Here is a 25961-nt window from a genome sequence, read left to right as displayed (position 1 = left end):
GGAATATCCTGTGAGTTGTTTTTAGGTATCTGTGCATGAAAAACACGCTCTAGAGTTCTTTCTGGACTGACAGTTTCATGATAAAGCCGTTTTATCTGTATGAAAAATATGATATACTTGACAATATTATACGGAATCGTTAGTCATTTATTTTTTGATGTATTGATACATCGTGCATGGGCTGCGAAGCAGAAAGGAACTTACATGAAAGCATATCAGTTAAAAATGATTGTAAAGAATACAAAACCTCCTGTCTGGATACGTATGGAGGTTCCGGCGGGAATGACGTTTTCCGCACTGAGTCTGATTCTGAATCATGTATATTTACTGGAGCAGAAGGGAACATTCGGGTTTGAGTTTTATATGAAAAAGGTTCGGCTTGCGGAGGACGGACCGGATAACCTGTTTAAGGCGAAGTTCGATTTTGATGTACAGGATGCAGCTTCTACCTTCATTGATACTTATCTGGATACGGAAAAGAATTTTTCCTATTTTTCCAATGATATGAAATTTCGTGTGGAAATTGAAAAAACAGATTCACAATATCTATTGGAATTTCCTTCCGTTATCAAGTTCAGTGGTTTTTCTGAGGAGCATCCGGTTGTGAAAAAGGCTTCAGAGATTATCACGGGATTGCATCAATTTCGCATGGAATATCAGAATGAACCGGTATACGATAGCAGAGCAGTTTTGACAGAACGGGTACTGGAGGCCGGAACAAGAATTTCCGGAATGAAAAATCCGGTCAATAAACCAGATAATATCAAAAAATCTGTAGACACAAAGTTGAGGGAGACTGCGGAACTTATAACCAATGCATATATGCTTAAAATCAATGATTTGAAGGAGGAAGTGGAGGATTACCGGAACAGTGGAGAAGAAGATCCGGAACGATTATTAGAGATCGAGCATCGTCTGAAGACAATTCAGCAGGATATGGAGACCAGCTTAAAGAAAGAAATACAGGAATATTATCATCTGCAGCCGGAAAAACAGGACAGGGTGATGCTGAAAGAAGTGATTTCCCTGTATACGAAATCCGATCTGATTGAATTTGCCAAAGACCTGCATCTGCGCAGATATTCTTCTTTTTCCAAAGTACAGATTGCAGAAAAGATTGCAAATACTCTGCTTTCTCCGGATGTGATGCGGGAACGTATGGGGTTGCTGGAGGACTCTCAGATGGAGTTGTTTGAAAAAGTACTCTATGCGAAATATCCGGTGGAACTGACGGAGGAAGAACGGGAAGATGCGGAAATTCTGGAAGAAACAGAGTATCTGTATTTTACAGTCTCTGACAGAGCGGCAATCCCGGAAGATGTAAAAGAGAAATATCGTGTGATCAGTACGCCGGAATTTCAGAAGAAACGACAGGAAAAAGTGTGGCTTTTGAAATGTGTCAGGATGGTCTATTATCTTTATGGTACAGCACCGCTTACGATTGTCCGCAGGCTTTATCGGAAAAAGCCCGGTTTTTCCATAGATATGGAACGTATGAAAGCGCTGCTGCTGGAAATCCCGGAAGAAGAAAGCTTCTGCAGTATGGTCGATGGACGAATCGTAGACAGCAACTGTGTGGAAAATAAAAAGTATCTTAAGATAGAAGAATGTCAGGGAGACAAAGCTTTTTATATACCATCCCCGGAGGAAATTGAAGATTACTATAAAAATGGGTATCCTTCCCAAAATCCGCATTACCAGGCACTTTTGCAGATGCTGGTGAAGGATATGGATGTTTCGGTTGAGGAAGCAGAAAATCTGGTAAAGACTATTTTTATTAAGATTGCATTTGGATATGATTTTTCTGATGTGATGGATGAATTCAAGGAGCGGGGAATATTTTTTTCGAATGAAGATATGCTGAGGAAAGGCGTTGATTTGCTTACGCAGGTGAATAATCATACCAGGAAGATTTTTAATCGTGGATATATGCCGGATGAATTGTTTCCTGCCGCACGTTCTGTGGTAAGAAGCAGCGGGAAGATGCCGACCATTGTTCCGGGAAGTACCCATGCGGCAGATATTCCGGGTAATGGAGAAGGGAAAATCCGGGAAATTCGTGTAACGGAAGTTCCCATTGGTTTTGGCAGCAGCAGATGGGAAGTTCCTACCGGTGTGCAGGCACAGCGGGGAAAGAACGCTGAACAGACGAAAAAAATCTATCCGAATGACCCATGTCCATGCGGTTCTGGAAAGAAATTTAAGAAGTGCTGCGGAAGAAACTGACAGCAGACAGAGAAACAGGGAGTAAATGATTATGGAAAATACGAGATTAGAGGAGCGGTTTGAATTTCGAAATATCAGACAGGATGAGGCAGATCAGGCGATCAAAATTGAGCAGATCTGTTTTCCTCCAAACGAGGCGTGTTCTGCGGAGCACATGAGAGAACGAGTGTCTGCGGCACCAGAGTTATTTCTGGTTGCGGCAGATCGGGAAACGGGGGAATTAGCTGGTTTCTTAAATGGACTTGCTACCAGAGAGGATTCTTTCCGGGATGAATTTTTTACAGATGTGAGCCTTTATGATCCGGAGGGAAAAAATATCATGCTGCTTGGACTGGATGTTCTCCCGGAATACCGCAGACAGGGGCTGGCCACAGAATTAATGTCCCGCTATGTGGAAAGAGAGCGGAAAAATGGCCGTCATATGCTTCTTCTTACTTGCCTTGATTCCAAAGTTGAAATGTACAAAAAAATGGGATTTACCGATTGCGGCGAGGCAAACTCGGAATGGGGCGGAGAAAAATGGCATGAAATGACATGCGTGATAAAATAAAAAAAAGAATGCGGCATGCGGTATAATGGGTGAAACAATTGGAAAATCCGGGAGGAGGAAATACCGTTATGGAAACTTTTACAGAAAAAATGATTCAGGATATTCGCAGGGAGATTGGTCAGGATCAGGTTGTGTGTGCATTGACCGGCAGTCTGGCATCCACGGTCGCAGCCGCATGTATTTCCAGAGCAATCGGAAATCAGCTTACCTGTCTATTTGTGGATCATGGTTTGCTGAGAGCCGGAAAAAGAGAAGAAGTAGAAAGGTTGTTTGGAAGAAACGGCATTTTCAGGACAAATCTTATCCGAGTGGATGTGCAGTCTCGTTTTTTTGACCTTTTGAGAAAGGTGACTGATCCGGAAGAAAAGAGAAGAAAAATCCGGAATGAAATGGAGTGCGTATTGGAAGAATACGTCAGGTTCTCCCTTCTTTTCCGGAAAGTATGCAGTGGAAAGGATTTGTTGCACCGCTCTGTGCGATGTCCGATGAAAAAATCAGGGAGACAGGTCTGGACCTGGGGATTCCGTGTTCTGTTATCAATGGATTCTCATTTCCAGAAGCTGGTCTGGCTGTAAGAATCATCGGCGAGGTGACTCGCGAAAAAGTAGAAATTCTGCGCAGAGCAGATACTGTTTTTCTGGAGGAAATCAGCCGTGCCAATCTGAAAAATCAGCCCAGTCAGTGCTTTGCAGTTCTGTCTGATATGAAATCAGTAGGAGTTATGGGGGATTTTCGGACATATGACTATGCGGTGATACTTAGAGCTGTTGTAACTGCTGATTTTGTAACAGCCAAAGCATCAGAACTTCCATGGGAAGTACTTTTTTCGGCAACAAACCGGATTGTAAATGAAGTGAACGGAATAAACCGTGTTCTGTATGATTGTACCGGGAAACCGACGGCGGCAATTGAGTGGTGTTGATTCAAGTTGATGAATGCTGATCTATTTAAGTATGAAATTCATTTGATATATCTACTGCAAAATGCTAATGTGATTATAGAAATGGTGCTGCCGATAGACGGTTAGCCCACATTATGATTAGTTAAGAAAATAACCGTTCAGTTTGCGAGAGGCTGGTACGGTTGTTTTTTGCGTGATTGTATCCTATTGCGTAACCAAGTCCAAAGGCTGTCAAGCATAAGCTGATAACAGCAACAATAAGACCGTGGAATTCCAATATACATTTGAGTGAAAATACTGTATAATAGCTGGTTAGTAAATTACTATCAGAAAGCGGGAGGAAAGTAGTCGGGATTGTACTGGCGCTTCTGGGTGTTGTGACAATTGCAATAAAATTAATATAGCTTTATATACAAAAAAATGGCGATTGTGGGAGCATGAAGTGTGTAACAATCGCCTTTTCTTTTATCATAGAAAAGTGCTTTGCATTTTTCTATGATAAAAAAAGCCTTCCGGGCAGGATTCTTCCTTGCATAATATAAAAAAGCCCTTCGGGCAGGAAATCGTATCAGAGATAAGGAAAGATATAGACAGAAGAGGAGTTTGAGATGCGTACAGAAGTTGTAACATTGACGAATATGTGTATGATTTATGATAACAGAGGAAATGTTGTCGTTCAGGACAGAGTGGATGAAGACTGGGGAGGGCTTACTTTTCCGGGAGGACATATTGAGAAGGGGGAGTCATTTGTGGATTCTGTAATCAGGGAAGTGTTTGAAGAGACCGGTTTAACCATAGAAAAACCCAGAATCTGCGGGACAAAAGACTGGCAGACAGAAGAAGGCAGCAGATACCTGGTGGTGTTTTACAAAACCAATGTATTTCATGGTGAGCTGAAATCGTCGAGAGAAGGCGAGGTCAGATGGATGTCTCTGGAAGAAATGAAAAAAGGAAATCTTGCATATGGAATGTCGGATATGCTGAGAGTATTTCTGGAAGAGGATATTAATGAGTTTCATTATGAACAGAAAAATGGTGAATGGAACTACACATTGAAATAAAAAAAGGAAGAATTTTTCTCTTCCTGACTCCATTATATTACCACAAAATTGCAAAAAATTCAAGGCTGGTACTGCTTTTCATTCCGGGGTATACTACACTTCCAACGATGGAGGTGTGCATATGGGTGAGCAAAACTGGCTGGATATTCTGAACCGGCAAATGGGGTTAAAACAGATTCAGGAAACCAATCAATATACGGAAAAATATGGATTGCAGCTATCTGAAACAGAAGCAGAACTTCTGCTTTCGGAAAGAAATAACACGTTAAAAGCAACCGGAAGGATTGAATTTGGACAAAGTATTCTTCCGCAGATCATTTATACTTTTTGTGATTCTTCTTTTATTTCACAAAATAACTATCTGAATACCCTGATACGTCTTCAGGAAATCTTTTTTGAATATAAAAATGAAATGCATGATGAGATTTCTGATGAAGAACTGCTGAATTTTATGAGAGAACAATTTGAAGATGTCTGCTATGGAGATCTGGATTATTTGGAAAGCACCTGCCTGGAAATCTTCAGTGAAGCAATCCGCGCCGGTTACAGCGGTCACAAAATCACGCAGGGAAAAGGTGAATTTTCCAGAATCGATATTGTTCAAAGATGGGATAAAGAATTGTATTTACAGGTATTGAGAGAGCTTTGCTGGAGGTAGAGGAATGGATTACAGGATGGAAGAACTGATACCGATCGTTGCTGATCTGGCTAAACAATATGCAGGATGTGACAGTACTTCAATCACTTATGAAAACGCACAGGAACTTATGCAGGGGGTAATTTTCTGTTTAGACGAATACTGGAATTCAGAGCCAAACCATTTATGTAAGCGGGATATTTCCGTTATGGAACAATATCAGACAGGTGCACAGCTTGTGCTGGAAAAAGTAAAGAATGTACTGAATATTTTCAATGAAATGTCAGCATATTTTGATGACTACAATGTAATCTGTCTGCATGATACGGTGCAAAAGGGAATCCCCGAATTTTTGAAATGGTATGATGCGAAATTTTTTCCGCAGAATACCATTCTCACATTGGATTATCCGATTTTAGAGAATATTCAGTGCAAATACGGTGTCGATGCAGTATATGTATTCATGCGATCTGTTCAGACAGAACAGAAATTTCTCAGTCTGTTTGATAGGAATTATGTGATGTCTATCTTGAAACAGATGGTTCCTGAGTACGAGCATATGATAGAGAATATTGCCAGTATTGTTCTGATGAATACCATTGGGCATATTGCGCTTGGAAAATCTTTACGTGGTTTTGGATTTCAGGAGGAGGAATATCAGAAATTATCGGATATTTTTTCGCTGAATTCCCTGGCAGAGACGGAGTGTTTATTAAAGAAAATGGTTTACCGAGTATTGCAGGAAATGGGGGCATCAGACAGTCAAATATATGATTATCTTTGCAAGGATGTCAAGAATATAGCTGTTCGTATTGAGTATGCAGTGAAGTATCATACTTTGGACAAAATTTTTATTTTATCATAGGCAAGTGATTTGCATTTTTCTATGATAAAATAAAGCCCTCCGACAGGATCGCACTGCGGCGGAGAGGAATTATATTGCTAAAGTAATCCGACGCAGGCGGAGAATCCTGCTTTGAAAAACGTCTGTTGTTAAGAACCTTTTATGATTTTAAGAATCATCAGGAACCTGTGCCTTCCTCTGCGCATATCCTAACAGAAGAAATCTTTCAGTACGAGGGAGGATCCACATGAGAAAGAGTAAATGGATTGCACTGACAGCAGCCCTGGTTCTGGCGATAACGGCTTTGCCCTTAAATGCATTTGCGGAGAAAAAGGATGAAGAGCTTCAAAAGGTTACTTTAAATGAGGTTGCCCATTCTATTTTTTATGCACCTCAATATGTGGCGATTGAAGAAGGATATTTTCAGGATGAGGGACTTGAGATGACGCTTGTAACTGGTTTTGGAGCCGACAAAGTTTTGACTGCTGTACTCTCCGGAGAGGCTGATATCGGTTTCATGGGAGCAGAAGCTTCTATCTATGCTTATCAGGAAGGAGCAACCGATCCGGTGATCAACTTTGCACAGCTCACACAGCGTGCCGGTAATTTTTTGGTTGCACGGGAAGAAATGCCTGATTTTGAATGGGAAGATATCAAGGGGCGTTTTGTTCTTGGAGGGCGAAAAGGTGGCATGCCTGAAATGGTATTTGAGTATATCCTCAAACAGCATGGCATTGATCCGGAAACGGATCTGGAAATTGACCAGAGTATTGATTTTGGTTCTACGGCAGCTGCATTTTCGGGTGGTCTGGGAGAGTTCAGTGTTGAATTTGAACCGGCTGCGACCGCATTGGAGCAGGAGGGCGCAGGTTATGTGGTGGCATCTCTTGGGGTGGATTCCGGGTATGTACCATACACTTCCTACAGTGCAAAAACCAGCTTTATGGAAGAACATCCGGATGTGATGCAGAAATTCACCAATGCGCTTCAGCGGGGAATGAATTATGTGCAGGATCATACCCCGGAGGAAATTGCGGAAGTGATAGCACCGCAGTTTCCGGAAACCGATCTGGCTACGATTACGACCATTGTGAAGCGTTATTATGAGCAGGATACCTGGAAAGAAAATCTTATTTTTGAAAAAGAGAGCTTTGAACTGCTGCAGGATATTCTGGAGGAAGCGGGAGAGCTGAAAGAACGAGTTTCTTATGAGAACCTTGTAGTGACAGATTACGCGCAGAACGCAGTAAAGTGAAAACGTGCTATAAATCTACGGTTTTTTATATTGATTTCCCGGGAAAAATATGACACTATGTTACTATTCAGTAATTTTGCTGTCAGTTTTTCAGGGAGGAGCAATAGATATATGATAAACGAGAGAAAATGCGGCGTTCTGCTTCCGGTGAGCAGTCTGCCGTCCAGATACGGAATCGGATGCTTTTCGAAAAGCGCATATGAATTTGTTGATCAGCTGAAGGAAGCCGGACAGAGCTACTGGCAGATCCTTCCGCTTGGACCTACCAGTTATGGGGATTCCCCTTATCAGTCATTTTCTACCTTTGCAGGAAATCCATATTTTATCAGCCTGGATGATCTGATCGAAGAGGGAGTTCTTACCCGCAGAGAGTGCAACAAAGTGGATTTTGGCGATGATCCGTCCAATGTGGATTATGGAAAGATTTATGAAGGACGGACGGTTCTTCTTCGCAAGGCATATGAGCGCAGCAACATTTCCGAAAATCCGGAATTTAGAAAGTTTCAGGAAGAACAGGGCTACTGGCTGAAGGATTATGCGCTTTTTATGGCAGTCAAACAGCGTTTTGGCGGAGTTGCCTGGAGTGAATGGGCGGAAGATATCCGTCTTCGCTGGCAGAACGCGCTGGATTACTATCGCAGAGAACTTTATTTTGATATTGAATTTTATGAATACCTGCAGTTTAAATTCTATGAACAGTGGGCAAAACTGAAAGCTTATGCGAACGAAAAGGGAATCCGCATTATCGGTGATATTCCGATCTATGTGGCAATGGACAGTGCAGATACCTGGGCAAATCCGTGGCTGTTTAAACTGGATCAGAATAATCAGCCGACACAGGTGGCAGGGTGCCCTCCGGATGGATTTTCCGCAACAGGACAGCTCTGGGGGAATCCGCTGTATAACTGGGAAGTACACAAACAGACCGGATTTGACTGGTGGATCAAGCGTATCGCACATTGCTTCAAAATGTATGATGTAGTCCGCATCGATCATTTCCGTGGATTTGATGAATACTATGCCATCCCGTTTGGAGATAAAACTGCCGAGAATGGCTGGTGGGAAAAGGGACCGGGAATGGATCTTTTCCGTGCGATTTCCAGTCGTCTAGGGCAGAAAGATATTATCGCAGAAGACCTTGGCTATATGACGGATTCTGTGAAACAGCTGGTGGCAGACAGCGGGTATCCGAATATGAAGGTCATTGAGTTTGCGTTTGATGAGCGTGACACGGGAAATGCCAGTGATTATCTGCCGCATAATTATCAGCGCAACTGTGTGGTTTATACCGGAACCCATGACAATGAAACACTGGTTTCCTGGTTCCAGGATATTACAGCACCTGAGAGAAAGATGGTACGGGAATATCTGAATAATTTCCATGATTCTGACGAAGAAATTCACAAAGACCTCATCTGTCTCGTGATGAGAAGTGTGGCAAATCTTTGTATTATTCCGATGCAGGATTATCTGGGACTGGATAACTCAGCCCGTATCAATCAGCCCTCGACTCTTGGGAAGAACTGGAAATGGCGTCTTAAGAAGGGACAGTTCTCCAGAAAAATGCGTAAAGAAATGGCGGTACTCGCAAAGAGATACGGAAGAATCTGATTTTGAAACAGGAAGCCCGTTGGCTTTAGACACTGGGCAGTTCACTTTGATAAGCAATGCCTGATAAAACAGATGGTGGTAAAAAAACTGCCGTCTGTTTTTTTATATATTCTGTTGGTTTTGAAAGAAAATGTTTAAAAACATAAGATGCTGATCATGTAAACGTTTAGTAAAATGTTATGCAAAGTTTAAACAAATTAAACTTTTTTGATTGAAACCAGAAGAAACAGGTGTTGAAAATGACCAAAAATATAAAAGCACAACTGTCTAATATGTCGAAATTGTAAGAAGTGCTTGAAAATGATTTTTTGATGTGTTATTGTTTACTTAACAAAAATAAAACATTTAAACGGAAGCGAAGAGATCGAGTTTAAATGAAAGTTTAAAGGAGGACGAATTATGAAATTCAAAAAAGTAATGGCAGCCGCTCTTGCAGGAACAATGGTAGTTGGAGCAGCAACATCTGTAAGCGCAGCAACAGAACTCACATTCTGGACACTGAGCACCAGACAGGAAGCAGTTGATCCGATCACAGAAGCTTTCAATGAAGCAAATGAGGATATCAATGTTACCGTATCCTATTATGATACAGACGGTATCAAAGATGCCTGCAAAGTAGCTGCTTCATCTGACAGTCTTCCGAGCATGTGGTTCAACTGGGGCGGAAGTCTTGGACAGTTCTATGTTGACAACGGAAAAACTTATGATCTGACAGAATATGCATCCGCAAACGGCTGGAGCGATGAATTCAGCGCAGGTGCTCTGAATCTTTGTACTCTGGGCGGACAGCTTTGCGGATATCCGACCAGCTACAATGTACTTGGCGTTTACTATAACAAATCCATCTTTGAAGAATGCGGAATCGAAATTCCGACCACTTTTGATGAGTTCGAAGCTGCATGCGCAACTCTGAAAGAAAAAGGATATACTCCGATGGCAGCAGCAGGTCTGAACGGATGGCATGTTATGAGATGGGTAGAGCTTCTTGTTGAGCACTACGCAGGAACAGAGCTTCATGACAAGATGAACAGCTTCGAAGAAAGCTGGAACAATGAAGCGGTTGTACAGGCTCTTACCAAATATAAAGAGTGGGTTGACGCTGGATACTTCCCGGATGGATTTATTACCGCAGATCCTAACGACACAATCATGTCCTTCGGTTCCGGCGAATGTGCAATGGACCTTCAGGGACAGTGGTATGATGGAAATATTCTTCAGAACGAACTTGACATCAACAACTACGGCGCATTTGCATTCCCGTCCGGAGAGACCAACAGAATGTCCGCATTTGCGGAAATGACACAGTTCAACAAGAACCTGTCAGAAGAAGAACTGGATGCATGTGTGAAATACGTGGATTACTACTACAGCCAGGAAAATATTGATGCATACGGACAGTACTACAATCTGCCGCTTCCAAAAGACGGTGCAAAAGCTCCGGCAGATCAGGTTAACGTTGATGGTATGATTGAAACATCCAATACAAACGGAACCTTTACAATCACAGACCAGGCATTCCCGACAGAAGTTGCAGACGTTCTCTTCAACGCTCAGGATGCTATTGCAAATGGTGAAATGACACCAGAAGAAGGCGCAGCAAATATCCAGGCTGCAATCGAAGCTTATCAGGCAAAATAATTATCTGATCAAAGCATTTACGGATACTGGAGCAGGCCGGCGGATGCCGGTCTGCTTTTTGTCTGAAATTCAGTGATTTTTGGGAAAAGGAGGAATAAAACAGAATGAAGAAAAAACAGAACTCTAATATCACCGCATATCTGTTTTTGGTTCCGGCGGCAGTTATTTATCTTTCTGTTATCGTAGTACCGGTTTTCTACTCTCTGTTTATCAGTCTGTTCAAATGGAACGGTGTGGCAGAGAAGGAGTTTGTCGGACTTGGCAATTATCTGGCATTGTTTACGAATGATGCCGTGTTTTCGACGGCACTGAAAAATAACCTGATCTGGATCGTATTGACGATCTGTGTGACTATGACAGTTTCTCTCGGGTTTGCAGTAATCCTGAATAAACAGTTCCGCGGGCGAACCGTATTCCGTGCGTTCTTTTATTTCCCGTGCGTCATCGCTCCTATTGCGGTGGCAATCATCTGGAGATGGATTTATAACCCGAATATCGGATTTATTAACCAGTTTTTCAAGGTACTTGGAATTAATTTTAAGCAGACCTGGATTTCTGATCCGAAAGTCAGCCTTTATGCAATCTTTTTTGCAGCTTTATGGCAGGGAATCGGCCAGCCTATGATCCTTTTCCTGGCAGGTCTGCAGTCCGTTTCTCCGGACGTTCTGGAGGCAGCGACCATTGACGGAGCAGGTCCTGTCAGAAAATTCTTCAGTGTGACGGTACCGCTGATGAAAGAAACTTTTGTTATGGTAATCGCAACATTGATCGTAGCAGCCATGAAGGTTTTCGATGTTGTTCAGGGTCTTACCGGAGGCGGACCAAACAACGCCACACAGATGCTGGCAACGTATATGTACTCTCAGACATTCCAGTATAACAACGTAGGTATGGGTACGGCAGTAGCGTGTGTCATGGTATTGATGATGATGGTTGTTATCGTGCCATATGTTTCCTTTACTGCAAAAGAAAAGTAGGAGGTGTGGTGTATGAGCGGAAAAAGTAAAAAAATCACAAAACAGGTTTTGTTATATGTGCTTCTGATCGTCCTTGCACTGATCTGGATTGTTCCGATCTTTACGCTGATCGCTACTTCTCTGAAGCATAAAAAAGATTTCATGAGCGGACTGAGTCTGTTCCAGCTTCCGGCAGAAATTGCCTGGGATAACTTTACTAATGCCATAATCAAGGGACGTCTGATCACATACATGAAGAATGACCTGATCGTATCTTTTCTGAAGGTTCCTCTTGGAATTTTTGTTGGATCACTGGCCGCATTTTCCATGACAAGATTGAAAATCAAACACAGTACAGGAATTTTCGTATTTTTCCTGATCGGTATGATGCTTCCGATGCAGACGGCATTAGTTCCGATCAATATGATCTACAGCAAACTTGGTCTTTTGAATACATATTTTGGTCTGTTTTACGTATATATCGGATTTGGATTGTCCTATTGTATCCTTGTTATGAGAGGATTTATGAAAGGAATCCCGTATGATATTGATGAAGCTGCGTATATTGACGGATGCAATAAATGGCAGACGTTTTACAGAATTATTCTTCCGGTTTCAAAACCGGCGATTGCAACACTGTTTATTACAGACTTCCTTTCCACATGGAATGAATACCTTCTTGCCAGCGTTATTATCAACGACAATGCAAAAAAGACCGTACCGGTCGGAATTATGACATTCGTAGGTGAGCATGGTACCGATTACGGATACCTTTGCGCCGGTGTGCTGGTATCTGTCATTCCGGTTATGGTTGTTTATCTGATGTTCCAGAGATACTTCGTAGAAGGTATGGCTGGTGCAGTTAAATCATGATGAAAGACGAGGAACTTGCTATGAGTACATGCAAATACAATGATAAAGTTGAAAAATGGGGCGTATTTGAAGTGGAGATGCCCGGAAAATCCGACGGAAATCCATTCACAGATTACACGATCTCCGGAACTTTCTGCGGAAAAGAAGAAACGAAAACTGTTGACGGATTTTATGACGGAGACGGAATCTACAAGGTTCGTTTTATGCCGTCTTTCGAGGGAGCATATACGTTTTCTGTAAAAGGAAGCTTTTCTGATGAGGTATTTGAGGGAAGCTTTGCAGCAGGGAAACCATCCGAAAAGAATCATGGACCTGTCAGAGTTTCTCATACCTATCATATGGCATATGAAGACGGTAAACCGTATTATTCTATTGGTACCACCTGCTATGTATGGGAACTTCAGTCAGAAGAACTGCAGAAGAAGACGCTGGAAACACTGGCGGACAGTGCATTCAATAAAATCCGCTTCTGTATTTTCCCGAAACACTATGACTACAATCTTGGTGAGCCCATCAGCTATCCGTATGAAGGAACACCGATGGACAGTTCTGTTCTGACCAAGGAAAACTTCCAGGAGTATGTGGGATGTCCGGAAGGTAATCATTTTGATTACAAGCGTTTCAACGTAAAACATTTCCAGCATATTGATGACTGTATCCGGAAACTGATGGATCTGGAAATTCAGGCAGATTTAATCGTAATGCATCCGTATGACCGCTGGGGATTCAGTGAAATGAGCGCAGAATGTGATGATCTGTACTGGAAATATCTGATCGCCAGAGTAAGTGCATACCGGAATGTATGGTGGGCTCTTGCCAACGAATATGATCTGTTCCCGAAGAAGACGACAGAAGACTGGGAACGTTATGCACAGATCATCTGTGAAAAGGATGTTTATAATCATCTTCGTTCCATTCATAACTGCAGACCGTTCTATGATCACACAAGACCGTGGATCACTCACTGCAGTATTCAGAGACAGGATCTTTATAAATCCGCAGAGCTGGTAAATGAATGGAGAGAACGGTATAAAAAACCGGTTGTTCTGGATGAGATCGCATATGAAGGCAATATTCAGCACGGCTGGGGAAATATCAGCGGTCAGGAAATGACCAGAAGATTCTGGGAAGCATTCTGCCGCGGCGGATATCCGGGACACGGGGAAACCTACATGAATGAGAATGATATTCTCTGGTGGTCTCACGGCGGAGAACTTCATGGAGAAAGTCCTGCCCGTATCAAATTCCTGAAGAAGTTTATGGATGAAACTCCTGCACCCGGTCTTCGCCCGATGCAGGGACAGTGGGATGAAGTAGCAGCGACTGTAGATGACAGTCTTGGAGCACACAAATACTATATGTTCTATTACAGTTTCATGCGTCCGTCTTTCCGCGAATATTATTTTGATGATACGACAGAATATGAAGTGGAAGTAATTGATACATGGAACATGACCGTGGAGAACAAAGGAACGTTTAAAGGAAAAATCAGAGTGGAATTGCCGGGAAGAGAATATATGGCAGTCAGAATCCGCGGTGTAGAATAAAGAGTAGGGAACTGCTGTGCTTTGAGAGGCGCGGCAGTTTCTTTTCTTAAAAAATAGCTGATTTTGACCTGTGTACATTGACAGAGTTTAGGGAAAAGTTTAAACTGTTTATATAATATGATACAAGGGTCAAAATACCCTTTGACCCCATCATCAAATTATTAAACGTTCATATGTGTGCAGGAGAAGTGGAGGAAACAAAAAGTGAAAGTAAAGTCAGTGGATATTGCAAAGAAATTAAATATATCAAAAGCAACGGTGTCGCTGGCTTTGAATAATAAGCCCGGAGTCAGCGAAAAGACCAGGGAAAAAGTGCTGCTCTGCGCGGAAGAACTGAACGGACAGAAACAGGAACAGCAGAAACCACAGGAATCCCCCAAGATGATTAAAATCATTATTGTGAACAATAAGCTGAATGTTGTGCTGAATTATGAAATGGATCTTTGGACGCTGGCTTTCAGAGTCTATGATGCTGAGAGCAAAAGAATCGGATGTACGCTGGGTATTACGTTTGTGGAAGACAACTCTTCAGACATTGAGAGAGCAATAGAAGAGGCAAATGGCGCGGATGTAGCCGGAGTGGTGTTGTTTGCGACAGAGATGAGACAGGAGCAGTTCGAACCTTTCCGCAGAATTAAAAAGCCGATGATTATTTACGACAATGATCTGACCAAGGAATGTCATTGTGTGTCTATTGATAATGTGGCAGCAGTGAAAGAGGCTGTTGATTATCTGGCTGTACGTGGATGTACGGACATCAAATATCTTGCGAATAAAATTGACATTTACAATTTTATGCAGCGCAGGGCAGGATTTCGTGCAGGCCTTCACAAGAACAGATTAGAGCTTCATTCGGATTCGGTTATCAAAATCGGGGAGACGATTGACAAAGTTCATGAAAACATGAGCAGATACCTTGACAGTGTCAGACAACGGGATGGAAGTTATAAACTGCCGGATGCATTTATTATGGAAAATTATCAGGTTTCCGTAGGAGTGATTCATGCATTGCAGGATAAGGGGATTTCTATTCCGGGAGACATTTCATTGATAGGAGTGGATGAGCTTCCTCCAACCAGTCGTTTTGAGAATAATGTACGGCTGACTACTGTAAAAATTGAACATGCAGAAAGGGCAAGACTGGCGATGATGCTGTTGTTTTATGAAATGAGCCGTGAGTCTTACGAAGAAAATGACAGAGGATTCCGGGACGGAAAGTTTAAGTCGTACTGCAATTGTGAAATACTGCCGGGAAATAGTGTGAAGGTATTGAACAGATACGAATAAAACAGGAAAAGGTATAAAAGGCTGAAAGGTCAGATGGAAGAGCTCTGTATGACAGGCTGGAAATAACATGTGTTTGACATGATAGTTCCTGCATGGCATACAGGGCTTTTTCTGTTTTTTCGGGTGTAATAGCAGGTGAACAGTAACTATGGTATTTCCGTTGAAATTTTATGGAATTATATGGACTTTTCTGTGTAAAAATTATATACTATGTCGTATAGCACTTTTTTGAGGACCAAAGAAAAACAACAGTTTCAGCTTTTATCGAGCAGAAGTAAACCAAGGGTCTATCATGCGGTCTGAGATTGGCTATTTCTGAAAAAAATTAAATACGACTGGAGGAATGAACGATGAGTAATAAGTTGATTGATTTCGTCAACATTACCAAGTCCTACGGAACACAGACCGTTCTCGATGACCTGAATCTTTATATTCGCGAGAACGAGTTCCTGACTTTGCTGGGCCCGAGCGGCTGCGGCAAAACCACTACACTGCGCATCCTGGGAGGTTTTGAGAATCCGGATTCCGGACATGTGATCTTTGAAGGGAAAGATATCACCAATCTTCCGCCTAATAAGCGCCAGTTGAACACTGTTTTTCAGAAATACGCTCTTTTTACCCACATGACCATCGCTGAAAATATAGCATTTGGACTGAAGATTAAAAACAAGAGCAAGCAGTACATTCATGACAAAATTAAATATGCACTTAAGCTGGTAAATCTTGACGGTTTTGAGAATCGTATGCCGGAGTCGCTCAGCGGCGGACAGCAGCAGAGAATCGCCATTGCGCGGGCGATTGTTAATGAACCGAAGGTGCTCCTTCTGGATGAGCCTCTGGGAGCCCTTGACCTGAAAATGCGTCAGGATATGCAGTATGAACTGATCCGTCTGAAGAACGAGCTGGGAATTACCTTTATTTATGTTACACATGACCAGGAAGAAGCTTTAACCATGTCGGATACCATTGTGGTAATGAACCAGGGATATATCCAGCAGATCGGAACACCCGAAAAGATCTATAATGAACCGGAAAATGCCTTTGTTGCGGACTTTATCGGAGAGAGCAACATCCTTCCGGGACTGATGCTGGAAGACAGGCTGGTGAAGATCCTGGGAATTCCTTTCCCCTGTGTGGATGAGGGATTTGGAAGAAACAAGCCGGTAGACGTGGTGATCCGGCCGGAAGATATTGATCTTCTGAAGCCTGGAGAAGGAAGCATTGACGGTGTTGTCACTCACCTGATTTTTAAAGGGGTACATTATGAAATGGAAGTCATGGCCAACAATTATGAGTGGCTGGTGCACAGTACAGATATGTTCCCTGTAGGAACAGAAGTCAGCATACATGTAGATCCGTTTGATATTCAGATTATGAATAAGCCGGAATCAGAAGATGAGGAGGCGGTCAATATTGAAGAATAAGCGTTACCTGGCAGGTCCATACCTGTTCTGGTCTGTCTCCTTTGTTGTGATTCCCCTTCTGGTGATCGTATACTATGCATTTACCAGTGATGAAGGCGGTTTTACTCTTGTGAATCTGGCAGAAATCACGACACCCGAAAACCTGAAGGCTCTGGGGATTTCCCTTCTTCTTTCCTTTGTGAGTACGGTGGTCTGTCTGCTTCTGGCTTATCCGCTGGCGATGATCCTGAGTTCCAGAAATATGAATCAGTCAAGTTTTATTGTTCTGATTTTTATTCTGCCCATGTGGATGAATTTTCTTCTTCGGACAATGGCGTGGCAGACTCTTCTGGAAAAGACAGGAGTGATCAACAGTGTATTGAATTTCCTGCACCTTCCGTCTCTGGAAATTATCAATACCCCGTATGCGATCGTTCTGGGTATGGTGTACAATTTTTTGCCCTTTATGGTACTTCCTATTTATAATGTGCTGATCAAGATTGACAAAGATGTGGTGAATGCGGCACGTGATCTGGGAGCCAATCCGGTACAGACCTTTTTGAAAATCACACTCCCGCTGAGTGTGCCGGGAGTGATCAGCGGGATTACCATGGTGTTTGTGCCGGCTCTGACGACGTTCGTGATTTCGGATCTCCTGGGCGGAGGCAAGATCCTCCTGATCGGAAATGTGATCGAACAGTCCTTTAAACAGAACAGTAACTGGCATGTGGGCAGCGGCCTTTCTCTGGTACTGATGGTATTTATTATCGCCAGTATGGCACTGGTTGCCAAGTATGATAAGGGAGGGGAGGGCTCGATGCTATGATGCGGAAAGTATTGCAGAAAATTTATCTGGGACTTATTTTTTTCCTGCTCTATGCACCGATCGTGACACTGATCGTATTGTCTTTTAATAACTCCAAGACAAGGGCGAAATGGGGCGGATTTACCCTGAAATGGTACAGTGAACTGTTTCAGAATGAGCAGATTATGAGTGCACTGTATACGACACTGATCATTGCGCTGCTGTCTGCGGGAATTGCGACAGTGATTGGAACAGCAGCGTCGATCGCGATTCAGGGAATGAAAAACAGATGGCGTACGCTTTACATGGGGCTGACCAATATTCCTATGATGAATGCGGAAATCGTGATGGGCATTTCCCTGATGCTGCTGTTTATCGCCATTCATGTGACTCTGGGATTTGGGACGATTCTGATCGCACATATCACCTTTAACATCCCTTATGTCATACTGAGTGTTTCGCCGAAATTGCGTCAGACCAGCAAACATACGTATGAGGCGGCCATGGATCTGGGCGCTTCTCCGCTGCAGGCATTTTTTAAAGTCGTTTTTCCGGATATCATGCCTGGTGTGCTTTCCGGATTTATGCTGGCATTCACCATGTCGCTGGATGATTTTGTAATTACCCATTTTACCAAAGGACCGGGAATCGATACTCTGTCAACAAAAATTTATACGGAAGTACGTAAAGGAATCAAGCCGGAAATGTACGCGCTGTCCACGATTTTGTTTACGACGGTTCTGGTGCTTTTGATTCTTGTAAACTATTCACCGGATTCTCAGGAAGAGGGCGGCAAAAAAGCAAGAAAAGCGAAGAAACGTCCTTCTAAAGTCCGGATGATGGTTGTACGCCGTGTGATTCCGGCTGTAATTGGTCTCGTTGTGGTAGCCGGCGGTGTTTATTACGCTGCTTTGAGCCAGACGATGAATGATGAAAAAGTAATCGTTTATAACTGGGGAGAATATATTGATCCTGAGGTTCTGACAATTTTTGAAAAGGAGACGGGAATCGATGTGATTTATGAAGAGTTCGAGACAAATGAAATCATGTATCCGAAAGTAAGCTCCGGCGCGATCGCGTATGATCTGGTATGCCCGAGCGACTATATGATCCAGAGGATGATTGAGAATGATCTGCTTGCGGAAATTGATTTTGACAATGTTCCGAATGCAAAATACATCGGTGAGGGCTATATGGAACAGTCCCGTCAGTTTGATCCGGAAAACAAATACTCCATTCCATACTGCTGGGGAACGGTAGGTATTCTTTATAACAAAACGATGGTGGATGAGCCGGTTGACAGCTGGAGTATTCTCTGGGATGAAAAGTATAAAGATAATATCCTGATGCAGGATTCTGTGAGAGATGCGTTTGCGGTGGCTCTGAGATATCTGGGATATTCGCTGAATTCCACAGACCTTGATGAACTTACCGCTGCAGAAGAGCTTCTGATCGAACAGAAACCGCTGGTACAGGCGTATGTCATTGATCAGGTCAGGGATAAGATGATCGGCAATGAGGCGGCTCTCGGCGTGATCTATTCCGGAGAAGCCATTTACACACAGTGGGAGAATCCGGATCTGGAATATGTGATCCCGAAAGAGGGAAGTAATATCTGGATCGATTCCTGGGTTATTCCAAAGAATGCGGAGCATAAGGAAAATGCGGAGAAATTCCTGAACTTCCTCTGCAGACCGGATATTGCCCTGATGAATTTTGAGTATATTACTTATTCTACTCCGAATGTGGCAGCACAGGAAATGATCGAAGATGAAACAATCCGCAACAGTGAGGTTGCGTTCCCGGATCTTTCCAAATTACCGGAACTGGAAACATTCCGTTATCTTGGACCGGAAGAAGATGCGGTTTACAACGAACTGTGGAATAAAGTAAAGTCCGATTAGCGGGATATGATTAAACGGCAATGTTGTGAGAAAGTGCGAAGCTGAAGAGACTTGACGGAAAGATCATTTGACGAATGAAAAGCTGAAGAGATATGACGGAAAGATCATGTGAGAAATTACAAAGATATGAGCCGGGCGGGCAGCCCGGCTCATTTGCTCAGATGGAAATGTCATGCAGACATCCTGAACCATGGAAATCTATCCAATATTTTTAAAATTTTGTATGGAGACGTGAAGTGTTTGAGGTGTTCTGCCACTAAGCCATCAGTATCTCGCACAGTTCTCCAAACACAGCCGGATTCAGGTGCATAGCTGCAAGAGTTGCCACTGCATCTCTGCCCTGTTTTTTTATTGTTGTGATAATCTGCAGCTTCTTATCATATTCGATCTGTGCTTTTTTCAACAGCTCAAAACAGCGCTCTGTACGGTTTCCGTCTGAGAGGGTGATACCTTCCGGAAAATACACACAGATTTCTTCTGAGACAGCTGTTTCCGGCAATTTTACTATGAGACTTGCTGTTTCTCTGCAGAAAGAGACAGGAACTTCTGATTCTGTTCCGTTTACAGTCACTTTTACAGGTACATCTGACACACCGGTAAATACCAGTTTCCAGCTGCGTTTCTGAGGGAGGACAGAAAGGTTTCCGCAGGCCGGGCAAACCCGGAAGTATGTACTGCACCTGCCAGAAGAGGACTCTGCGGCAGTGCAGTTCATTGTCAGTTCTGTCCATGCCCAGTTTTCATCTGCATCTGCAGGGGTATCCCCTTCATCTTCCCATAATGTAAACTTTCCATCTGCGGCAGGGAAAATCCGTACTTCCATCTGAGAAGGAATATCTGTACTGTTATCATAGACAGACAGATCTTTCAGCGGAATGATTGCTCCTGCTTTCATCAGAACAGGCATGTTTTCCAGGTCACGCCACAGCTCCATCATTCTTCCGCCGCGGTAAACTAGACCGGAGAAGAAATCAGCCCATAAGCCTTCCGGAAGCCAGGTATCTGCACTTCCTGCCCGCGCAGTCGGATCCTGAGGTCTGGTAATCGGAGAAACAAGCAGTTCAGAACCGAAATAATATTCATTTTTTATCTCATATGTTTCCGGCTGTTCCGGTTCCAGATAGTACATTGGCAGTATCAGCGGGATGTCGTCATGGCTTGCCCGTCGGTTCATCGTATACAGGTATGGGACCATGGAGTGGCGCAGACGAAGATATTTTTTCATTACATGTTCTGTAATTCTGTCAAAATTCCACGGCTCTTTTCCATTAAAAGGGTTGTCCGTGCTGTGAAGCCGATTGATCGGTGAGAATACTCCAAGCTGTGTCCAGCGTGCCATCAGTTCCTCATCCCGTACTCCTCGCATATGTCCGCCGATATCATGACTCCACCAGCCATAACCGATGTTGCTGGCAGTGCTTGTAAAATATGGCTGGAACTGCAGGCTTTCCCAGCTGATAACCGTATCACCGGAAAATCCCACAGGATACCGGTGACTTCCGACACCGGCATAACGGGAAAAGGTAAGCGGACGTGTCCCTTTCCATGCACTGTCCAGATAATGATAATGATTCAGCATCCACAGGGGATCAAGTCCCGGAATCTTTGTTACAGTGCCCTGCTGCCAGTCAATCCACCAGAAATCCACTCCTTCTTCTTCCAGAGGATGATGCAGTTCTTTCAGATAAACCTCCATAAATTTGGGGTCAGATGGGTCGAATTGTACCGGAAGTTCTTCGGAAGGATCCATACCCATGGCTTTTGCAACTCTTTCATAGGGTTCCTCAAACGCCCGGACACCATCAGCAGGATGGACGTTGAGTGTGATTTTCAGACCATGCTCATGGAGCCATGCCATAAAAGCTTTCGGGTCAGGAAAGAAATTTTTATTCCATGTATAGCCGGTCCAGCCGCCGCCGTATTTTGGATCCACATCATCCACAAGATGCCAGTCCATATCTACAACAGCAATGGAAAACGGGATCTGTTCTGTTTCAAACCGTTCTATCAATTCTTTATATTCTGCTTCTGTGTAGCGGTGATATCTGCTCCACCAGTTGCCGAATACATATCGCGGCAGAAGAGGAGTCTTCCCGCACAGATAATAAAAATCTTTCAGACACTCCAGGTACCGGTGTCCATAACCAAAAAAATACAGGTCGATATCGCTCTTCCTGCAGGGTGTTACCCAGCCGTCATCGGTAAGAACCATGGAATGGCTGTCATCAATAAGAGAATAACCGTCTCTTGACATCAGCCCCGGCTCAAGCGGAATTTCTCCATTTGTTTCGTCAAGTGTACGGGCAGTTCCATTCAGATTTCGCGGTGATTTCCCGTAATTCCAGCTCCATTCCCATCCGGTTCCTCCTTTGACACGGATAGACAGACCGTTTGCATCAAAAGGCTGCCTGTTGTAATGAAGCTCAAGAAACTCTGTATAAATGGAAAGCTCTTCCCGTGTCTCCTTAACGTGAAAGGCAGGTACAGAAAAATCACGGTTCAGGACAGCCTGCGTAGGCCGGTCCTCAAAAACACCGCTGCTGCTGTATTCCAGACGAAACAGGGATGGTGTCAGAACAGTAATGCGGTAATGTTCTCCCTGCACTGCGGATTCCGGTCTGCAGACAGGATGTGTTTCTAATTGATATGAGTTCATTCCCATGTTTGTTTTCCTCCAGTTTTTTGTAGTATAGCCTCATAATCTGTCTTTTTTCATGATAATGGATAATTGAAACAGTGTCAACCCTGTGATTGTATTTCCGGAATTGTTAATGCAATAGTCTGTTTGAAAGACAATCCGGTTACATAAAAATACTGCCGGAACGGTGGCAATTCACCTGTCCGGCAGTATATGTGTTTATTTACATGCCTGAATATCATGATGATGGGTTCAAAAGGTATTTTGCCCCCTCTGATACACGGATTTCTCCGCACTTTGTGCTCCCGAAAATCTGCGCTTCGCTCCGGTCGGCGCTAAACAAACGTCCACCGTACGTTCAGCGCCCTAAAAACATTCGAAATCCGCCCTATTCGGGCTACTTTCTCATGCTTTTGCGGGCCCCAAAGTCATGTTTTTTCATGCAAGCATGAAATACATGACCTTTTGACCCTTGTATCATATCATAACAGGATTCTTCTCCTCTGGATAAGGCTTCATAAAATTCACGGGAATCTTCCGGATCCTGGTGGGTCAGGAGACTTACAACAATCATACAGATCAGGGAACCTGCAAAGCCGAAAGCACCATACCAGTTTCCGCCAAGATTCCAGACAAAATAAGTCAGAAGTACCAGGACAGTTCCCGCAATGGCAGATATTACAGCTGCCTGCCGGGTTGCACGCTTCCAGTAAATGCCTAACACAAGGATTGGAAACAGGGGCATTACGATGGCTATGGCAAACATAATCAGAGTAAAAATCAGTTCAGGCGGGTGGAGCGCAAACAGGATGCTGACCAGTCCCACAATGAGGATAACGATTCGTACAGAGAGCAGCTGCTTTTTTTCGCTCAGTTTCAGCCCAAACGTATGCCGCAGCAGATCTTCGGAAATGATGGAACCGGTCACCAGAAGGAAGGAATCTGCCGTGGAGATTCCCACCGCCACAGAGCCGATAAAAAAGCCGATCATAAGGACAACGGCTAGGGTGGGATGGATATACCGGATGACATTCTGAATCAGATAGGGAATGATGTATTCTGTATCCGAGGTGCCAAGTCCCGGCAGCAGGGCAATGCTGACCAGACCGATCAGCATAGTTCCTGTCCATACAAATGCCTGAAGGATAGGGGTCAGAAACATCAGTTTCCGCTGGGTATTCAGATCTGAACCGGAATAACCGGAACGGACAAATACATGGGGAAGCATTACCGTCCATCCGATGGCACAGCTAAATGGATATCCGAAGCGGGCACTGTAGGGAACCCACTCGTCAGGTCCGGGATAAGAAAACCACTCGTTCGTGTTTTTCCAGATGGCATACAGGGCATTTCCAAGGGAGCCTCCAAATGCAGTAAACAGGCAGGCAAACACGATGATCCATAAAATGGAGATATACGCAAGGCCCTGAATTGTGTCTGTCAGGGCAATAGATTTCAGTCCCCCGATCATGACATATGCAATAATGACGACGCCGACGATGATTACCACCTGCTGATAGGCAATCGCACCTCCGGTGGCGATTTCTGCCGCTTTGGAGATGGAGATCAGCACGCTGGCTACGTAGGGAAAGGATGCGGAAAGAAAAATCAGTGCCAGGATGACACGCAGCAGAGGGCTTTTAAAACGATCGTAATAAAAGTCGGCAGGGGTTGTGTATTTTCGTGTACTGTTTATTACCCATACTTTATTCATGACAAAATGCATGATTAACGGGAAAAGGCAAATATAGCTCAGCTCCGAGGCCCAGTAACCGATGCCTCCTCTGTAATAAGCTCCGGGGCCGGCGAAAAACACCCAGGTGCTCATAAGGGAAGCAATATAGGTCATCACCAGAATGGGCCATTTTATGCTGCCTCCTGCAGTGGCAAACCCCCGGGCATTTTTCTGCCTGAAACGTGCATTTTCTATGATAGCTACAGACAGGAGGAAAGCCAGATAAACGATGAAAGTGATCCATACAGTCCTGGTTGTTAACATGCTTCATCCTCCTGTTTCTGCTGTTCTTTCGGCTCCCGGAGCTTATATATTCTGCAAACCTTTATCAGTCCAACGTAAATAGCAATCCAGAGAGGAACCAGTGTCATCGCTGCATGGATGAGGGTTGCCTTTGGATGATGATAGGCTGGTACAAAGGGCAGATTATAGCATACGTAGAAAATAATCACTACGGCAAGCCATATCTTTTCGGTTTTTGTTAATTTCATAAAAGCCCCTTTCTCTATTTTGCCGAAAGATCTGCGGCAGCCTGAAGGACGATTTCGTGAACTTTTTTTTCGGTTTTATCATCCATCATATGAGGGATGGGTTTTTCCATAATGGCATCATAAGTCTCACGGGCACGGTCCAGAATCGTTTTTTCCTCATCGTTGACTCCTCTTAAAAATCCCTTGTAAAACAGCTTTGGCCGGTGAGCATCCCGGAAATGATCCAGGGTATGGTCGCTCATCATGTATCCATCTTCATCGTCACCTTCCAGAAGTTCTTCGAAATCCAGAGTTTCATCATTAACGGCAAGACCGGAACGGAGACGCTGAGCAATGCCAAAAATCTCATTGTCGATGATCAGTGCCAGCGGATTGATGGTTTTGGCAGTTTCCATCTGACCGGCTCCTCCCAGAACACTGGCATCCGACATGGCCATCATGTGGGTAAGGGAAGTGCGCTCGATCATATTCTGTCCATCCAGAGTCATACTGTCAGTTCCGGTTCCGTAAGAATGGCCGGGGATTCCATAGCCCTGTTCGAAGGCCTGCATACAGATCAGGCGAGCGAAGGTGATCTCTGTATTGGACTGCAGGGTATATGTGGTCTGCATATCCATAGAAAACAGCAATGGTGTGGCGATCACAGGAAGTCCCGGGCGCAGAAGCTGCAGCATGACGATCTGAGCCAGTACATCGGTACAGGCCGCCAGAGCAGTTCCCTGGGCAGTCACCGGTGTGTTGGCACCGGCGGTGGGCAGGGCACAGGGCTGTACAGGAATCCCTGCTTTTGCACATTCATATAATATTTCTGCATCCATATATTTGAATTTCGAAACGGGTACACTGCAGGAGATGAAGCTGCAGATGGGACGCTGGCGGAGCTTGTCCGGTCCACCAACAGCAGCAGCGCACATATCGATCAGATACTTTGTGTTTTTGGCTTCGTAAGGCTGGATCCAGATATGTTTTTTGGAAATCTGCAAAGCTTTTTCCAGTGTGAACACATCAATTGCTTCTCCGGGAACACTTTCGTCACAGGAGGAAGGGAGTGCCACATAGCTTACATTCTCCATTTCGTTGACCAGATGAAACCATTCTGTTGTATCATTTAACGTAATATAATGTTTGGGGCCTTCTACAGGCAGATAATTGGGTGCCCCGGTGCAGGTTCTGGTGTAGAACTTCCCTTCCGGATGAGGAAATTGTAAATCGTATGCTTCGTCCGGTGCGTAAAGTGTGAATTCCCGGGGGACGGTAGAAATAGCTTTCTCAATCAATTCTTTTGGGAAACGAATGTTGTCACCATTTACCAGGCAGCCTGCCTGAGCCAGTTCTTCTTTCATCCGGGGATGATCCATTTGAATGCCCCTCTCAGATAAAAGACGCTCCATGCGATTTGTAAAAAGTGTCAGTTCCTCAGGGGACATGACATTATATTTAATTCTTCCGTTCATTTCAACCTCCTGTGTATTAGAGAGTGTTTGAAAGATGCGCTTTGATTTTGTGTACGGCTGTGTCTTGCCTGTAATAACAGCAGTATTTTTCTACAAAAATATTTAACTGCAGATCTACCGTGCTGTTTCAATTTTGCTTATGTGT

The 25961-nt window shown here is 43.8% G+C and carries 21 protein-coding genes; 17 read left to right on the top strand and 4 right to left on the bottom strand.

Features of this window, described 5'->3' with window-relative positions; translation table 11 throughout:
• Positions 1 to 204: 204 nt before the first annotated feature.
• From ACTNEW_RS05560 to ACTNEW_RS05480, 17 genes are all read left to right on the top strand, one after another.
• Entirely contained in the window at positions 205 to 2226 is a 2022-nt protein-coding gene (locus tag ACTNEW_RS05560; RefSeq protein ID WP_441058822.1) for an IS1096 element passenger TnpR family protein, read from the top strand.
• Positions 2227 to 2251: 25 nt separating this feature from the next.
• A complete protein-coding gene (locus ACTNEW_RS05555; protein WP_441058820.1) occupies positions 2252 to 2776 on the top strand; it encodes a GNAT family N-acetyltransferase in 525 nt (174 codons plus the stop codon).
• Positions 2777 to 2844: 68 nt separating this feature from the next.
• Positions 2845 to 3351 carry a hypothetical protein gene (locus ACTNEW_RS05550; protein ID WP_441058818.1) on the top strand — a complete coding sequence of 169 codons (507 nt, stop codon included), beginning with the start codon at positions 2845 to 2847 and terminating at the stop codon, positions 3349 to 3351.
• Positions 3352 to 3365: 14 nt separating this feature from the next.
• The gene (locus tag ACTNEW_RS05545) at positions 3366 to 3698 is read left to right on the top strand and encodes a GMP synthase (glutamine-hydrolyzing) (RefSeq protein WP_441058816.1); all 333 of its coding nucleotides are present in this window, start codon (positions 3366 to 3368) and stop codon (positions 3696 to 3698) included.
• A 587-nt stretch (positions 3699 to 4285) separates the two neighbouring features.
• A complete protein-coding gene (locus tag ACTNEW_RS05540; protein ID WP_441058814.1) occupies positions 4286 to 4738 on the top strand; it encodes an 8-oxo-dGTP diphosphatase in 453 nt (150 codons plus the stop codon).
• A 121-nt stretch (positions 4739 to 4859) separates the two neighbouring features.
• Entirely contained in the window at positions 4860 to 5396 is a 537-nt protein-coding gene (locus ACTNEW_RS05535; RefSeq protein ID WP_441058812.1) for a DUF6323 family protein, read from the top strand.
• A 4-nt stretch (positions 5397 to 5400) separates the two neighbouring features.
• Complete coding sequence (locus ACTNEW_RS05530; RefSeq protein WP_441058810.1) at positions 5401 to 6240, top strand: DUF6179 domain-containing protein; 840 nt, start codon at positions 5401 to 5403, stop codon at positions 6238 to 6240.
• A 226-nt stretch (positions 6241 to 6466) separates the two neighbouring features.
• Positions 6467 to 7474 carry an ABC transporter substrate-binding protein gene (locus ACTNEW_RS05525; protein ID WP_441058808.1) on the top strand — a complete coding sequence of 336 codons (1008 nt, stop codon included), beginning with the start codon at positions 6467 to 6469 and terminating at the stop codon, positions 7472 to 7474.
• Positions 7475 to 7585: 111 nt separating this feature from the next.
• Positions 7586 to 9085 (top strand): 4-alpha-glucanotransferase, encoded by a 1500-nt coding sequence (malQ, locus tag ACTNEW_RS05520; protein ID WP_441058806.1) that lies wholly within the window; start codon positions 7586 to 7588, stop codon positions 9083 to 9085.
• A 399-nt stretch (positions 9086 to 9484) separates the two neighbouring features.
• Positions 9485 to 10723: an ABC transporter substrate-binding protein gene (locus ACTNEW_RS05515; RefSeq protein ID WP_441058804.1), complete on the top strand. Its 1239-nt coding sequence runs from the start codon at positions 9485 to 9487 to the stop codon at positions 10721 to 10723.
• Positions 10724 to 10827: 104 nt separating this feature from the next.
• Positions 10828 to 11700 carry a carbohydrate ABC transporter permease gene (locus ACTNEW_RS05510; RefSeq protein WP_441058802.1) on the top strand — a complete coding sequence of 291 codons (873 nt, stop codon included), beginning with the start codon at positions 10828 to 10830 and terminating at the stop codon, positions 11698 to 11700.
• Positions 11701 to 11712: 12 nt separating this feature from the next.
• Positions 11713 to 12552 (top strand): carbohydrate ABC transporter permease, encoded by an 840-nt coding sequence (locus ACTNEW_RS05505; protein ID WP_441058800.1) that lies wholly within the window; start codon positions 11713 to 11715, stop codon positions 12550 to 12552.
• A gap of 20 nt (positions 12553 to 12572) precedes the next feature.
• Positions 12573 to 14099 carry a DUF5605 domain-containing protein gene (locus ACTNEW_RS05500; RefSeq protein ID WP_441058798.1) on the top strand — a complete coding sequence of 509 codons (1527 nt, stop codon included), beginning with the start codon at positions 12573 to 12575 and terminating at the stop codon, positions 14097 to 14099.
• A gap of 204 nt (positions 14100 to 14303) precedes the next feature.
• Positions 14304 to 15386 carry a LacI family DNA-binding transcriptional regulator gene (locus ACTNEW_RS05495; protein ID WP_441058796.1) on the top strand — a complete coding sequence of 361 codons (1083 nt, stop codon included), beginning with the start codon at positions 14304 to 14306 and terminating at the stop codon, positions 15384 to 15386.
• 350 nt (positions 15387 to 15736) lie between these two features.
• On the top strand, positions 15737 to 16810 hold the full coding sequence (locus tag ACTNEW_RS05490; RefSeq protein ID WP_441058794.1) for an ABC transporter ATP-binding protein: 1074 nt from the start codon (positions 15737 to 15739) through the stop codon (positions 16808 to 16810).
• Positions 16782 to 17615 (top strand): ABC transporter permease, encoded by an 834-nt coding sequence (locus tag ACTNEW_RS05485; RefSeq protein WP_441058792.1) that lies wholly within the window; start codon positions 16782 to 16784, stop codon positions 17613 to 17615. The genes ACTNEW_RS05490 and ACTNEW_RS05485 overlap by 29 nt, the downstream gene beginning before the upstream one ends.
• Positions 17612 to 19498 (top strand): extracellular solute-binding protein, encoded by a 1887-nt coding sequence (locus ACTNEW_RS05480; RefSeq protein WP_441058790.1) that lies wholly within the window; start codon positions 17612 to 17614, stop codon positions 19496 to 19498. The genes ACTNEW_RS05485 and ACTNEW_RS05480 overlap by 4 nt, the downstream gene beginning before the upstream one ends.
• Positions 19499 to 19754: 256 nt before the next feature.
• Here the strand turns inward: ACTNEW_RS05480 and ACTNEW_RS05475 are convergent, their stop codons facing one another.
• The 4 genes from ACTNEW_RS05475 to ACTNEW_RS05460 all read right to left on the bottom strand — a co-directional run bounded on the left by ACTNEW_RS05475 (position 19755) and on the right by ACTNEW_RS05460 (position 25852).
• Positions 19755 to 22160: a TIM-barrel domain-containing protein gene (locus tag ACTNEW_RS05475; protein WP_441058788.1), complete on the bottom strand. Its 2406-nt coding sequence runs from the start codon at positions 22158 to 22160 to the stop codon at positions 19755 to 19757.
• Between the two features lie 373 nt (positions 22161 to 22533).
• Positions 22534 to 24135: a sodium:solute symporter family protein gene (locus ACTNEW_RS05470; RefSeq protein WP_441058786.1), complete on the bottom strand. Its 1602-nt coding sequence runs from the start codon at positions 24133 to 24135 to the stop codon at positions 22534 to 22536.
• Positions 24129 to 24362 (bottom strand): hypothetical protein, encoded by a 234-nt coding sequence (locus ACTNEW_RS05465; RefSeq protein WP_441058784.1) that lies wholly within the window; start codon positions 24360 to 24362, stop codon positions 24129 to 24131. Before ACTNEW_RS05465 ends, ACTNEW_RS05470 begins: the two co-directional genes overlap by 7 nt.
• A 14-nt stretch (positions 24363 to 24376) precedes the next feature.
• Complete coding sequence (locus ACTNEW_RS05460) at positions 24377 to 25852, bottom strand: trimethylamine methyltransferase family protein (protein WP_441059064.1); 1476 nt, start codon at positions 25850 to 25852, stop codon at positions 24377 to 24379.
• Between the last annotated feature and the right edge of the window lie 109 nt (positions 25853 to 25961).

The sequence above is a fragment of the Blautia sp. HCP3S3_G3 genome (genome assembly GCF_052063365.1).
GTDB lineage: Bacteria > Bacillota > Clostridia > Lachnospirales > Lachnospiraceae > Blautia_A.
Note: the sequence above shows the minus strand (reverse complement) of the source record. Positions and strands in the feature narration are given on the sequence as shown.